Genomic DNA, 14,062 nt, shown 5'->3' with positions numbered 1-14,062 from the left:
TTCGCCTTTTCATTAACTCATGTTTAATTGTGACGTTGTAAATTTACCCTAATCTAATCATATCCACTGCGACATCTAATGCTTGGGCCCCGCCACCGAATACCACCCCTTTTAAAGGAGTAACATCAGAGAAGTCTCGCCCCACTGCTAATGTAATATGTTGATCTTTAGGTAACACATCATTTGTTGGATCAAAATCCAACCACCCAAATCCAGGAACAAAAATAGCGAACCAAGCATGTGTTGCGTCGGCTCCTTCTAATTTTTCTTCACCTTCTGGTGGTAAAGTTTCTATATAACCACTTACATATCTACCCGCTAAACCTATGCTACGTAAGCAGGCTAACGCAAAGTGTGCAAAGTCTTGGCAAACGCCCCTTTTTTGTGCAAAAACAACACTTAAGGGTGTACTAATCGTAGTAAAACCAGGATCATATTGGAACTCATGAAAAATTCGTGCCATTAAGTCTTTACAGGCTTCAATTAAGTTTGCCTTGTCGCTAAATGAGACTAATGCATAGTCACGAATGCCTTTTTCTAACTGGGTAAATTGTGAAGGTAAAATAAATTCAGATACTTTCAATAATTCGCTGGTGTTGGGGGTAGCTAATATGTCTCTGGCTTTTTCCCAAGGCATATCGATACTGTTAAAATCAATGTTATCTTTTACCAGTAATTCCACTTCACTGACCATGGTCACGGCCAACACTTTATGCTGTGTTGTGATCTCAAATACCGTGACCTTATTATTAAAATAATCTGTAAATTCTTTTAAATAACTGCTTGGTGGATCTATTTTAATATGGCTACTGTGACATAGCTGTGTTCGATTTGTTTTCGGCGTTAAACGCGCTTGGTTTTGGCATAAGCTGACAAAATCGGCGTATTGATAAGTAGTTGTATGTTTTATTTTATATTTCACGATTGAGCTTGCTCAATATTAGTCCAATTAAGTTTATTGGCGGTTTGTGTATGAGAAAAGTATTGTAGTAGTAATACATCACAAAAGGTATTTAAGTTACTACGAATGTGATGGTTAAACTCAATTAATTGTAATCTCTTGCCATCTGTACTCGCTTGCAAGTAATCTTTTTCAGTGACATAACAAGTGGTTTTAGACAATACAATCGCTTTTTCATGGGCGGCAATGACCCCAGGACGCCGTTTTGTTGGTAGATGCTGACACAGGCTATTAATCTGCTCTAGTTGGAATAATAACGAACGTGGATATTCTGCATCTAATAATAAGAGCTCAAGCCCTGTCCCAATACTTTGGTGCATACGATAACGGCGTTTATGAGTCACTAAACTCACCTGACAGGTTAATACAGATTCTAATAACGCTATTTCAACCGGCTCTTCTAACTCTTCTGTTAACAAGGCTGAGCTTAACGACGTAATTTGCAAGCTACGCTCAATACGGCGACCTATCTCTAACAAGAACCAACCATTACTGTTGGGCATACAATCGGCAATAGACCCATTGAAGGCCATGATTGAACCAATCACTTTATCTAAAATTGTTTGTAATGCACGCGATGAAGTACTCAGCGTAATGGTGGATAGTGCTTTTACCAACTCATTAATTTCATCAATAATACGACGACTATCGTAGGATAATAATTCCTGAATTTGTACCGCTGCATTGGCTAAGTATTTTAAAGTATTAGCAATACTACCGGCACACTGCTCGCTGGCTAATAACTGAAAAGCCATGGTCTTAGCACTTTCATTATCTAAAATTTGTAATACTGGCTCTTGCTCAATATATGGGTAAACAATATGTTGAGAGCGAATTGCGCTAAATAAACGCGTTACCATAGTACGACGCATTGCGTCTGGGTAGATGGCTAACTCGGTATATCGGTCAATAAATATGCGTAGCACTCGCACTGTGCTTTCTGTTCGCTCTAAATAGCGACCTAACCAAAACAGGTGTTCTGCAGTACGACTTGATATGACCCCTTCTAAGAGCGTCACATCCATGCGTTTTCGAACGGGAATAGAGGCTATCGGTTCAGTCACTGTATTCTCGCCATTGGCATTAATCCAAGTATCTTTGATCCAGCCAGATAGGCTTGGATAACGGCTAACTTCATTAGAAAAACACAGGGCTGAAGGCAATACCTCTACTCCGTGCTCTGTATTTAAGGCATAACAGCGAAATACCACAGGCTTAGCAATCAATTGACCACCACTCCAAAATGGCGCGCTGCTAAATGTAGGTTTGTCTTTAAAATAATAATTCTCAGGCTCTGCTGCAACTAACTTTTTAATTTGTTGGATATCTGCAGCACCATCTAATTTAAAACGGTTATCCTGATAACTTAATAACTCTAAGTGACTCCAATTCTCTTGTTCAACCTGATCAACATCATAGTAGTTAGGTTGTTCCAATAACAAAGATTGTTGTAATAGTTTTTCAGATAACGTGCCTAAATGAGCTTGTACCGAAGGTGAAGATAAAATACCGCTACCAAAAGGGTTCAATACTTTCACAGACCCTTCGCGGACTGCTTGTAATAACCCTGGGATACCATGCAGTGAATATTCTGTTTGCTCTAATGAATCAATACTGTGATCAGGTAACCAACGTAAAATAACATTAATTTTTCCTAACCCTTGCAATGATTTTAAACAGACCTCACCGTTTCTCACGGTTAAGTCGGCGCTTTGTACTAGAGTGTATCCAAAGTATGTTGATAAGAAAGCATGCTCATTGTAGTTAGGATCATCAATTCCTTGCGTCAATATAACGATTCTAGGGTCGTCCATATAGCGAGTATATTCACTGATCGTATCTTGAAATGACGCTAAAAACTGCTTTATCTGTTGTACATTGCACTCGGCGAACTCTTCGGCCATAACTCGACGTGCAATCACTCGGCTTTTTAATAACAAGCCTAATCCTAATGGGCACTGACAGTGATCGGCTAGTACTTTAAAACCACCTGAGGGAGTGCGATATACGTCAACCGCAGTAAAAAATAATTTTAATTCGTTACTTGGTAGGCTAAAACCTTCACGCAAGTATCTTTTATCTTGAAACAGATCTTTGGCTACAAGCGAACCATCCATTAATAGTTGTTGATCACCATAAATATCTTGCTGAATTTTGTTTAACAGTGCGACACGTTGTTTAATGCCAGCTTCTAATGACTGCCAATCTTTCTTTGAGAACATAAAAGGTAATGGATCAAAATTCCATTGATGGTTACTTTCATGCTTGATATTACCATTCTGTAATAACTGACTAATTTCAATGGCACGCCCACTAACCTCTTCAGCACTTAGGTCAGATAAACGATTAAATAATGTATCCCAATGTTTAGGTAATAAACCACTATGGTTAACTAGCTCATCGTGATCATGTGATTTATTTAGATAGAGGGACAACCATTCAGGCAATTCCGGCATACTGCTGTGATTAATATACATGCTGAAAATGCTCCATTTATAAGAAATTATTCGCGTGTGATGCCTTATACAGGCAATAAAAGAGGTATTCCACTTTAATAAATTTCAAAGTGGAATACTACGTTTATCCAGACTTATTTAAAGCCAGGTTGACGACGTAAATCTAAGGTATGCGGGTAATCTTGATTAATACTTTCTTCAGCTGGTACCACAAACTCAGTCACTGAGTCGGCCGCATGGAAACTATGTGTTGCCGCCGATGGCACCCAACTCGGTTGGTCTGATTTCAGTAATGATGGTGTATGTCCATGTTCCCAGAATCTAGCTACGCGACGACCTTCTGCTTCAAAGGCATTCACAGGTAAGGTTTCTGGGTTACGACCACCAGCATGACTCACATGATATACAAATCCACCTAAGGAACGACCTTCCCAAGTATCGATTAAATCAAAAGTTAATGGTGCATGAACCCCGATTGTTGGATGTAATGCTGTTGGTGGTTGCCATGCACGGTAACGAATACCTGCTACCATTTCATCTTTTGCTTTGCCTTTAACAGATTTAAGCGGCACTCGACGCCCATTACAGGTCACCACATAACGGTCACTCATGGTGCCTTGCACTTTAATTTGAACCCTTTCTAATGAGGAATCCACATAACGTGCGGTACCAGAAGCACTCGCCTCTTCACCTAATACATGCCAAGGTTCGATGGCTGTTCTTAGCTCAAGTGTAACGTTGTCCAACTCACGGGTACCACATACTGGGAATCTAAATTCAAAGAATGGGTTCAACCAACCTAGTTGGAAACCAAAACCTGCTTGTTGTAAGTCACGCGTTACTTCTGCTAAATCATTTTCTACATATTGTGGCAGTAGGAATTTATCATGTAGTTCAGTTCCCCAACGCACTAGCGGTTTGTGATACGGTTTTTCCAGAACCACGCCAATAACGTACGTAATAATAACATTTGCACCAGGCTCATTTGCTCATGAGGAGGCATTTCAAAGCCCCTGAACTCAACGATCCCTAAACGCCCTGTTGCAGAATCTGGCGAATATAGTTTATCGATACAGAACTCTGCACGGTGTGTATTACCCGTTAAATCCACCAATAAGTTACGTAATAATCTATCCACTAACCATGGTTCAGGTACTTCTCCTTCCGGCATATGTGAAAAGGCAATTTCTAACTCATAAAGCACTTCATCACGGGCTTCATCAACACGCGGTGCTTGGCTGGTTGGGCCAATGAATAAACCAGAGAATAGGTAAGACAACCCAGGATGATGCTGCCAATAAGTAATAAAGCTACGTAAAATATCTGGGCGACGTAGGAATGGACTTTGATCCGGTGTTTCACCACCTAAGGTCACATGGTTACCACCGCCGGTACCAGTATGACGGCCATCAGCCATGAATTTATCGGTACCTAAACGAGATTGCTTCGCTAACCCGTACAATGTGGTGGTTCTTTCTACTAATTGCTCCCAAGATGTTGATGGGTGAATATTCACCTCAATAACACCAGGATCCGGTGTAACGGCATATTTTTCAACACGACTGTCTTTTGGTGGGCTATATCCCTCAATAACAACGGGCATTGAAAGCTCTTTTGCCACTGTTTCAATCGAATTTAATAAACCTAAGTAATGTTCAAAATGACTAGTTGGCGGCATAAAGATATATAAACGCCCATCTCTCACCTCTAGTGCCATTGCTGTTTTGATCATTTCACTACCAATAAAGCCTTTTTTCAGCTTCTTGGACTTAGCAAAGGTCTCAGGAATATCAAAGGGGTCACGATCGATAATATTATCTGTCCATGCCAAACTGTCTAACGGTAAACGATAACCTAATGGTGATTCACCAGGTAACAAGAAACAGTGACCACGCTTAAATTCCCATGCACAGGACTGCCAGCAATTTTTGCCGCCATTCCACTGTAAAGGTAGAACATAACCAACAGGGTTTTCGATACCTTTTTCCATTTTTTCTAAAAAGCCTTTGCGGCTCATTGCATGTAATAATTTAGGATCTTTTGGTCCCGGCTCTGATGGTAATGAACCCTCTTGCCATAAATGATAAAGGATATCTTCATAGGCGGTAGTTAAGGCTTCTTTACCTAACCCTAAGGCATCACTGAGTTTTTCAGCAAACTTTTGAGTGTCAGTATGATCAAGCTTATAGTCTTTGTTTGGATCGGCTAATAGGCTAGCGTCTTTCCACAATGCAACCCCATCTTTACGCCAATAACAAGCATATTGCCAACGTGGCAATGGTTCACCTGGGTACCACTTACCTTGTCCGTAATGGGTAAAACCACCTTTAGTAAATACTTTATTCATTTCTACGAATAGATTTTGTGCTAATACTCTTTTTTCTTTACCGTCAGCTTCTGTATTCCACTGCGGATGTTCCATATCATCGATGGAGATAAAGGTTGGCTCTCCACCCATGGTTAGGTGGATCCCTTGATCATCATAAATATCATCAACATGTTGGCCTAAACGATTAATCGCTGACCATTGAGCCTCTGAATAAGGTTTCGTTACACGAGGGTCTTCATGAACACGTGTTACCTTGTTGTAGAAGCTAAATTCAGACTCACAATCATCAATGCCACCTGTCACTGGCGCAGCAGAACTTGGCTCAGGCGTACAAGCTAATGGGATATGGCCTTCACCAGCAAATAGACCAGAAGTTGGGTCTAAACCAATCCAACCAGCACCAGGGATATAAACCTCTGTCCAAGCATGTAAATCAGTAAAGTCTTCCTCAGGACCACTCGGACCATCTAAGGATTTTTGATCTGAAGTAAGCTGTACTAAATAGCCTGATACAAAACGTGCCGCTAAGCCTAAATGACGGAACAATTGCACTAATAACCAAGCAGAGTCACGACATGACCCGGTTTTTTTGGTCAAGGTTTCATTGGCAGTTTGCACGCCAGGCTCTAAACGAATGCCGTAACCAACTAACTCATAAATAACTTGATTCACCGCCACTAAGAAATCTACGCTACGGATCGGTTCTTCTGGTTTTAGGGAGGCAATTAATTCTAAGAGTTTAGGGCTGGCTTTACGTTTTTTAAGATAAGGAGCTAATTCTGCTTTGGATATTTTGTCGTAAACAAAAGGAAATTCTTCAGCATATTCTTCTAGAAAGAAGTCAAAGGGATTGATGACTGTCATTTCCGCGACTAAGTCAACAGTAAAACTAAACTCAGTGGTGGGTTCATTAAACACCACTCGAGCCTGATAGTTACCAAAGGGATCTTGTTGCCAATTAATATAATGATCTTCTGGTGTAATTTTTAACGAGTAGCTTTTAATTTTTGTTCGACTATGTGGGGCAGGACGTAAACGAAAGATATGCGGCCCCATGTTTACTGAGCGGTCATATTTATATTCAGTATGATGCGAAATACCAACAGTGATTGTCATCGACTAATTCCCCTTTAATGATATGCAGCTATATAAATAACATGAAAATGTTACTAGGTGTTGATTTATTTTTTGCAATAATTATTCCACATACATGAAATACAATGGAAATATGCTGTCTAACGGTGTAAACCGCGACGCATAGTGGAAGACTTAATTTTTTTATTAAGGACACACCGCAAAACCTTACTTAAAGCGCACCTTTTGGTGCAAAGGGTGCACTAAAATAACACTTAATATCTGAATAACTGACGCTAAATCAAGAGCATATTTTTTTGAGGTAAGAGGAGAAGCATTCATTTTATTAATTTAATCATCATTGACTAATCGCTTTAAAAAATACTTAACAATAAAGGTGCTCAGCTGATCAACAATGATGCTATGATAGTGCATATTTTAAGCATTTCTTCCATGCAAAATAGATTCGAATAAATATAATAATATCAAAATGATTTATTACCCCTTACCTCTGTAAAACGACCTAATAGGATACGCCTTATGCAAAAGCTAACGGATATCGGTGCAAACTTTGTCAACGAACTCTCATCACGCTATGGCCTGAGCCAAGATGCCGTCATGCATATGCTTGTCGCAGTGAATAATGGCGGCTGTTCCATGGCGCAATTCAATTGCCCTGAATTAGGTGGTTCAGGACAATGGATGCGTGGTGGTATGACAATGGTTGGCGATATGTTTAATAGCGGCTTAAAAATGACTGTGGATAATCTCTGTAATGAACTAGCTAATTTTCTAGCTAATAATCAAGTATTTCCTATTATACCTGCGGGTACACCGGCAGTAGTCAATGGTGGCCAAGCCATTTAGGGCACCCCTTCAGTAGTGGAGCTCAAAACAATATTCGTTATGCTGTTTTTCCTAATAAACTTGCCATTGAATTAAATGGCCAAATCTCTATTTACGACACCTTAGATCATAATATTGGCGGTGTTAGCCAGCAACAAGGTGGTGATGACTCACTAACCTTTAGCAGCCAATGGGGTAATATTCATGTAAGCAGTTTACCTTTGATTTCAGGCCAATCATTACCCACTTCAAGCAATACCAATTTTGCACAAGAAAATCATTCAGTAATGCAGTCAACAGAAGCACCAACAACAACCGCAGAAATACCTTCATCTGACATGCCTAATGAGCAGTTTCACGCAGCTAACCAGATGATTGAAATCATCACTAAATTGGCTGAATTAAGGGATATGGGCGTGTTAACTGAAGAAGAGTTTACTAAAAAGAAAACAGAACTATTAAACAAAGGTTAAGTGCTACTTTGTTAAGGTTTTATACGGTAACAATATGAAAACATTTAAATGTAATTGCGCTCAACACCCTATTCTATTTTTTGAAAGTAGTCACTGCCTTGCATGCGGCAAAACCGTTGGCATTGATGATCAATTCGATCAGGTTGAACCTTATGAAATTGAGGCGAAAACAGGGCTGTTTTATAAACTTGATGACCCTAAAGTAAAGTATAAAAAGTGCGATAATAATGCGCAGTATAATGCCTGTAATGGCATGGTGAACTTAAGTACTTACACACCTATACCAGACAGTGACGAGGTCTTATGCTTTGCCTGTCGGTTTAATGAAACTGTACCGGACTTAAGTATTGCAGAGCATATTCCGTTATGGCATAAAATGGAAACGGCCAAACGACGCGCTTTATACACTTTAAATGCGTTGCCGATTCCTTTACACAACCTAATGCAAGATCCAGAAACGGGATTGAGTTTTGACTTTATTACCGATCGCAATGTCAATGACCACTTTTCTAGCCCTTTAGCAGGACAAGAAACTGTTTTTACTGGTCATGATTGTGGGCATATTACCATTAATTTAGCAGAAGCTGATGATGTTGCTCGCTCACAAACAAAACATGCGATGGGTGAACGATACCGAACCCTACTTGGTCATTTTCGCCATGAATTAGGGCATTATTATTTCGATCAATTAATCGCTCATAAGCCTGAGAAGCATGCTCTGTGCAAGCAATATTTTGGAGATGATGAGCTAGATTATCAGGCAGCACTAGCCCTTCATTATGAACAAGGTGCCCCTGAAAATTGGCCTAATACTTTTATCAGTGAATATGCCACTATGCACCCCTACGAAGATTGGGCTGAAACATGGGCACACTACATGCATATTATTGATACATTAGAAACCGCTCAAAATTTCTCTATTAGCAGCTCTACCTCAGGGGATGACTATGATAATGAAGAGGTTGAATCTTTAAATCTGCCACAAGATGCTTCATATTTTATGGGGCAAAAAGGGATTACTCAGATTCTTGATACTTGGATAGATTTTTCAGTCATGCTGAATTCGCTGAACCGAAGTATGGGGCTAGCTGATGCTTACCCTTTTGTACTTACGCAAGCAGTCAGAACTAAGCTATCGTTTATCCATCACGCGATCCATAACAAATTACATTTACTGCCTAAATTAAGTAATACAGAAGCAAGTAAACTCACTGTGATTAAATAATCGATAAAAACCTGTTCACACTACGTAACTAGTGCGTGGTGTGAACAACATGATCAATAAAGTGTTGCTTTAATTAATGGCTTTAATAAATAACTAAGTACCGTACGTTTTGCACCTAATATATCTACCTGCGTTATCATTCCTGGTCTAATAGGTAGCTTCTCTCCATTACGTTCAAGATAATTTTTATCAGTATGGATTAGCACCTGGTAATAATATTCTTTACCCTGAGCAGTATCTTCTTCAAAAGTATCCGCACTAATTTGCTCTAACCTTCCTTCTAAGTCGCCATAAATGGTGTAATCATAAGCGGTTATTTTTACTTTAGCTGTCATACCCGGCGCTAAAAAAGCGACATCCTTGGGTTTTATACGTGCTTCAATTAATAGTTGCTCATCAACGGGCAACACTTTCATAATTGGCTCACCAGGTTGAATCACCCCCTTTGGTGGTGACTAATATATCGTTAATTTGGCCACGTACTGGAGATACTATTTGCGTTCGTTTAAGTTGATCCTCTTTCTGCACTAAGGTTTCCATTAAGGCGTTTAAACTAGCCTTTTTTTCTGTCAACTCCGTATAAGCATCTTGCATATAGTCTTGCTCAACACTCACTACTTTACCTTTTAATTCTTCAATACCTTTATCTATCCGTAACAGTTCCATTCTACTAACGGCTTTACGTTTCACTAGGGGTTCAAGCACCTTTCGCTCTTTAACAGAGATATCAATTTCACGTTGTACAGAGGCTATAGTTTGCTGCTTTCTATCTCGGCGGGCTTTAAATAATGCGATTTCAGACTGTACTTCAGGCGTACTTAAATCAAAGTCTTCAGGGAAGGCAATCGCCTTTTGATCTTTAACCTCAGAGTCTAATCGAGCAATGGCCGCTTTTAATGCAATGGCTTGACTAATCCCTTCCATATAAGCCGCATAGAAACGGGTTTGATCTAGACTCACTAATACTTGTCCTGCTTCAACCATATCTCCTTCTTGCACTAATAAGGAATCAATAATCCCACCTTCTAAACTTTGGATCATTTGTAAACGGCTAGAAGGAATAATACGTCCTTCACCACGTGTTACTTCATCTATCTCGGCAAAGCTTGCCCAAACCACAAATGCAATAACCGTCAATATACTCAACCATAATCCAGGTTTAGTTGCAGGGTGCATCACTGTATATTCAGGGTCATTTAATGACCTCAATAATCGAGATTGATTATGTTTTTTAGACATTAGCATTCCCCTGTTTATTAGTAGAGAGAATATCTTTTAAAGACCCATCCATGGTCACTTTGCCTTTATGTAATACTATTCCTCGTTGGCCAATGGATAACATTCTTCTTTTATGTGTCGACATAATCAAGGTTCGCCCTTTCAACCATTTATTAAGAAAAATCAGTACTTTCTCTTCACTATTTTGGTCAAATGACGCGGTCGGTTCATCCATTAAAACAATGCGTGGATCTTGTAAAATAATACGCGCTAACCCAATTGCTTGGCGCTGTCCCCCTGACACACTACCATTACCTAAAATGGGCAAATCTAAACCTAATGGATGCTCTCTTGTTGCTGCTCCTAAACCAATCGAATCCAATGCTTCAAATAACTCTTGATCCGAGTGTTGCTCTCCATCTAACAATAAGTTATCTCTTAAAGTGCCATGGAAAAGTGCAATATCCTGTGGCAGGTAACCAATACCTGGACGTCTATCGCTAGGATCTATTTGTCCTAAATGTACGTTATCTAATAAGACTCGACCATCAGTTGGATCACTTAACCCTGCCATAATCCTTAATAGCGTTGACTTACCTGCGCCATTACAACCTAATAGCATTACTCGGCTACCAGCAGTAATCTTTAAGTTTTGAATATCTAGAATCAATGCAGCTTCTTGAGAGTAACGAAATTTAATATTATCAATATGATAATCACCTTTTAAATCCGTCTTACGTACAAATTTACGATCTTCCTCTCGCTCAATAGGTGCATTCATTAATTCATCTAATCCTTCCAATGCAACTTTGACATGTTGCCAACGTACTAATACTCCGGCCATTTGATTTACTGGTGCAATCGTACGTGATACCAACATGGTACAAGCAATCAAACCACCTATTGTTAAATTACCCTTACTGATTTCAAAAACACCAATAATTAACACACCAACGTAACAAAGCTGCTGAGTCATAGAAGCACCCAAAGTTAAGAAGGAATGAATTCTTTTAAGTAATATATTTTCATCGGCAAGTTGTGCAGATAACTCTTCCCAGAGTTGTAAATTTCTACCTTCTGCTCTTGTAGTTTTAACGGTTTCTAAGTTGTCTATCACCTCTAACATAAGGCCATGCTTAATGGCACCTTCACGTAAATTAGCGCGGGATAGTTTTGCTAACTTTCTCTGCATTAATAAGCTAGGTAGCAACATTAATAGAATACCAATCACAGGTACCCACACCACAGAGCCGCCGATATACGCAATAACACTCAAGAAAATAATAATAAAAGGGAAATCACTGATAGTGGCGGCCGTTGAGGAGGTGAAAAATTCACGGACACTTTCAAACTCTCTAATCTGGCTACTAAAAGCACCCGTAGAAGGTGGTTTAGCCGACAAACGGATCTGCATTACCCGCTCAAATAATAACGAGGATAGTTTGATATCTAAGCGCTTTCCAGTGGCATCTAATAAATGCGCGCGTATTACTCTTAAAATAAAAATCAAGCACAATGGCGAGTATGACACCCGAGGAGAGAACAAAAAGCGTATCAAATGCACTATTAGGCACGACTCTATCGTAAACTTGCAGAGCAAATAATGACGTTGCAACGGCTAATAAATTGGCAACAAAAGAAGCAATAGCAACTTCTGCATAGGCTGGCCAACAACGGCTTAATGGCCCTTTAAACCAATGTTCTTTTTCTCTTTTGCATAGTTTCCAGCGCGATCATCTTTTCTAAATTTTGGTTTAGCAAGAATAGCGGTACCCGTATAAATCTCTTTAAGCTCATCAAGACTTAAATCATCAATCCCACCTCCCGTTTCTGGCAATAAAACTTTTGCCGTTCCCTGTTTAAGATCTAACTCCGAGAGAATAACGGTTGTACCAGATTCTGTTAATAATAACGCCGGTAATAAACGCTCAAAGATATCTTCAAGCTCAATATCTACAACACGAGCAGACAAGCCTACACGAGCCAACGCACGTGGCACATAATCAATGGCTAACTTACCATCATGAAGCGGGTAACCGTCAGCTAACGCAGACGAAGTGACTTGTCGGTCGAATAATCCACAAAACAAAACAAGGCCTTTTCTTAACGGATCTTTTTTTGCTTTTGTGAAGTGAAATCGACGAGAAGAATGAGGCAGCGTTTTTTCTTGTTGTGGTGCTGTTCCTTTTTCCATTAGTATCTTTCTCTCTCACCTTGCAGTAATAATAATTTATTAAGCATGCCTAGTTTTGAAGCGGTACGATAAGGCAACATTTTGTATTCTGATGAAGCTGTTATTAACTGCGTTTTTAATTGGAATGTTTCTGATTCATTACTTAATAAGTCTTCAATCGTGCGCAAACCTGCACTAAATTGGTCGAAATACACCTTCACTAAATGACTCGATTCTTTAACTTGATGCTTTAATGCTTCCACTCTCTGCTGCAATGCAATCCGGCTTTCGCTATCAGAGCCAAACTCTCTTGCTAGATCTCTGTGTACAGATTGTAGTTCCCATTTTGTTGCTTCTACTAATTGTAGTTCAGATTGCGCTTGATAATAGGCTGATAAACCTTGGTTTATTTGCATTTTTACATTAATGCCAATTGATGAGTCTTTGGTAAGCACACCATTTACATCTCTTTTAATGGCACTGGCTTCAAATACAACATTAGGTTTCAAGGCTGCATTAGCACTTTTAGCCTCAAATTCAGCGATATAAATATCCTGCTGTGCCTGCATATACTCTGGAGACTGAACAATATGCTCCTCTAATTTTTCTTGAGTATTTAACTGTGAAAATATATCGAGAGGTTCTGTAAATCGAGGTAGGGTGCTAGGTGGTTGTCTGAGTAATAAAATATACAGCCGTTCAGCAGCTTTAAGTTCACCTTGAATTATCGCCAATTGCTCATCTACATAGGCTTGGTATTTAAAGACTTTACTTAGTTCTGAGCTGTCGCTGAATTGATAATTATCACGCTCTTTCGCTAATAGATAGATGCCATGAAGCTCACTTTGGTATGTTTGTAAGGCTTTTAATTTTTCTTGTGCAGTATAGATCTCATAACAGACCTCAATCACCTCTAGTGCCACTTCCGAGCGCGCACTTAACATCGCTTGTACTTGCTTCATTTTTTTGCGGTAGCCGCATCAATATTACTGGCTACTTTCCCCCAGTCATATAGAGTTTGAGATAAAGTTACGTCGTATCCCAACTCTCCATATAAACCGTGCTCAGGGCCAACAGATAAATCAAGAGAGGGCCAATAACCGCCCTCCTCTACTTTTATTTGCGTGATAGCACTTTGTATTTTTGCTTCTTCTACTTTAACTTTAGGGTTATTCGCTAAACCAATATTAACCACCTGCGCTAAAGAAAACTGATTTACACCTTGGGCATACTCATCCAGAGCATAAACATTGCTGCTTTGAGCACAAAACAACAGCGTTGCTATTACATAACGTTTAATGGACATA

11 protein-coding genes and 1 pseudogene are annotated in these 14,062 nt (G+C 39.5%); 3 read left to right on the top strand and 9 right to left on the bottom strand.

Features of this window, described 5'->3' with window-relative positions; translation table 11 throughout:
- Window positions 1-43 precede the first annotated feature (43 nt).
- From ACLKL2_RS14125 to ACLKL2_RS14115, 3 genes and pseudogenes are all read right to left on the bottom strand, one after another.
- A complete protein-coding gene (locus ACLKL2_RS14125; RefSeq protein WP_413692220.1) occupies window positions 44-922 on the bottom strand; it encodes a transglutaminase family protein in 879 nt (292 codons plus the stop codon).
- Window positions 919-3,438, bottom strand: a complete 2,520-nt coding sequence (locus tag ACLKL2_RS14120; RefSeq protein ID WP_413692219.1) for a circularly permuted type 2 ATP-grasp protein — start codon at window positions 3,436-3,438, stop codon at window positions 919-921. The genes ACLKL2_RS14125 and ACLKL2_RS14120 overlap by 4 nt, the downstream gene beginning before the upstream one ends.
- Before the next feature lie 113 nt (window positions 3,439-3,551).
- Window positions 3,552-6,802 (bottom strand): annotated as a pseudogene (locus ACLKL2_RS14115) (DUF2126 domain-containing protein).
- Window positions 6,803-7,360: 558 nt separating this feature from the next.
- On the opposite strand from ACLKL2_RS14115, the gene ACLKL2_RS14110 reads away from it, so the two are divergent.
- From ACLKL2_RS14110 to ACLKL2_RS14100, 3 genes are all read left to right on the top strand, one after another.
- Window positions 7,361-7,687 carry a hypothetical protein gene (locus tag ACLKL2_RS14110; protein ID WP_413692218.1) on the top strand — a complete coding sequence of 109 codons (327 nt, stop codon included), beginning with the start codon at window positions 7,361-7,363 and terminating at the stop codon, window positions 7,685-7,687.
- A gap of 200 nt (window positions 7,688-7,887) precedes the next feature.
- The gene (locus ACLKL2_RS14105; RefSeq protein ID WP_413692217.1) at window positions 7,888-8,139 is read left to right on the top strand and encodes an SHOCT domain-containing protein; all 252 of its coding nucleotides are present in this window, start codon (window positions 7,888-7,890) and stop codon (window positions 8,137-8,139) included.
- Window positions 8,140-8,173: 34 nt separating this feature from the next.
- Window positions 8,174-9,364 (top strand): zinc-binding metallopeptidase family protein, encoded by a 1,191-nt coding sequence (locus tag ACLKL2_RS14100; RefSeq protein WP_413692216.1) that lies wholly within the window; start codon window positions 8,174-8,176, stop codon window positions 9,362-9,364.
- 53 nt (window positions 9,365-9,417) lie between these two features.
- Here ACLKL2_RS14100 and ACLKL2_RS14095 read toward each other — a convergent pair whose 3' ends face one another.
- The 6 genes from ACLKL2_RS14095 to ACLKL2_RS14070 form a co-directional block, all read right to left on the bottom strand.
- On the bottom strand, window positions 9,418-9,804 hold the full coding sequence (locus ACLKL2_RS14095) for an HlyD family efflux transporter periplasmic adaptor subunit (RefSeq protein ID WP_413692214.1): 387 nt from the start codon (window positions 9,802-9,804) through the stop codon (window positions 9,418-9,420).
- Window positions 9,788-10,603, bottom strand: a complete 816-nt coding sequence (locus tag ACLKL2_RS14090) for a biotin/lipoyl-binding protein (protein ID WP_413692213.1) — start codon at window positions 10,601-10,603, stop codon at window positions 9,788-9,790. The genes ACLKL2_RS14095 and ACLKL2_RS14090 overlap by 17 nt, the downstream gene beginning before the upstream one ends.
- Window positions 10,596-12,092: an ATP-binding cassette domain-containing protein gene (locus tag ACLKL2_RS14085; RefSeq protein WP_413692212.1), complete on the bottom strand. Its 1,497-nt coding sequence runs from the start codon at window positions 12,090-12,092 to the stop codon at window positions 10,596-10,598. The genes ACLKL2_RS14090 and ACLKL2_RS14085 overlap by 8 nt, the downstream gene beginning before the upstream one ends.
- Window positions 12,093-12,260: 168 nt before the next feature.
- Entirely contained in the window at window positions 12,261-12,776 is a 516-nt protein-coding gene (locus tag ACLKL2_RS14080) for a hypothetical protein (protein ID WP_413692210.1), read from the bottom strand.
- Window positions 12,776-13,717 carry a TolC family protein gene (locus ACLKL2_RS14075; protein WP_413692208.1) on the bottom strand — a complete coding sequence of 314 codons (942 nt, stop codon included), beginning with the start codon at window positions 13,715-13,717 and terminating at the stop codon, window positions 12,776-12,778. The genes ACLKL2_RS14080 and ACLKL2_RS14075 overlap by 1 nt, the downstream gene beginning before the upstream one ends.
- The gene (locus tag ACLKL2_RS14070) at window positions 13,714-14,061 is read right to left on the bottom strand and encodes a TolC family protein (protein WP_413692206.1); all 348 of its coding nucleotides are present in this window, start codon (window positions 14,059-14,061) and stop codon (window positions 13,714-13,716) included. Before ACLKL2_RS14070 ends, ACLKL2_RS14075 begins: the two co-directional genes overlap by 4 nt.
- Window position 14,062 lies beyond the last annotated feature (1 nt).

The organism is Psychromonas sp. KJ10-2 (genome assembly GCF_047323255.1).
Classification (GTDB): Bacteria; Pseudomonadota; Gammaproteobacteria; order Enterobacterales; family Psychromonadaceae; genus Psychromonas.
This window is presented reverse-complemented; position numbering and strand designations above follow the sequence as displayed.

What these genes read in the sequence shown, in the direction of transcription:
- ACLKL2_RS14120 (WP_413692219.1), bottom strand. Translation starts at nt 3,438, where the DNA reads ATGTATATTAATCACAGCAGTATGCCGGAATTGCCTGAATGGTTGTCC.
- ACLKL2_RS14080 (WP_413692210.1), bottom strand. Translation starts at nt 12,776, where the DNA reads ATGGAAAAAGGAACAGCACCACAACAAGAAAAAACGCTGCCTCATTCT.
- ACLKL2_RS14100 (WP_413692216.1), top strand. Translation starts at nt 8,174, where the DNA reads ATGAAAACATTTAAATGTAATTGCGCTCAACACCCTATTCTATTTTTT.
- ACLKL2_RS14090 (WP_413692213.1), bottom strand. Translation starts at nt 10,603, where the DNA reads ATGTCTAAAAAACATAATCAATCTCGATTATTGAGGTCATTAAATGAC.
- ACLKL2_RS14070 (WP_413692206.1), bottom strand. Translation starts at nt 14,061, where the DNA reads ATGTCCATTAAACGTTATGTAATAGCAACGCTGTTGTTTTGTGCTCAA.
- ACLKL2_RS14075 (WP_413692208.1), bottom strand. Translation starts at nt 13,717, where the DNA reads ATGAAGCAAGTACAAGCGATGTTAAGTGCGCGCTCGGAAGTGGCACTA.
- ACLKL2_RS14110 (WP_413692218.1), top strand. Translation starts at nt 7,361, where the DNA reads ATGCAAAAGCTAACGGATATCGGTGCAAACTTTGTCAACGAACTCTCA.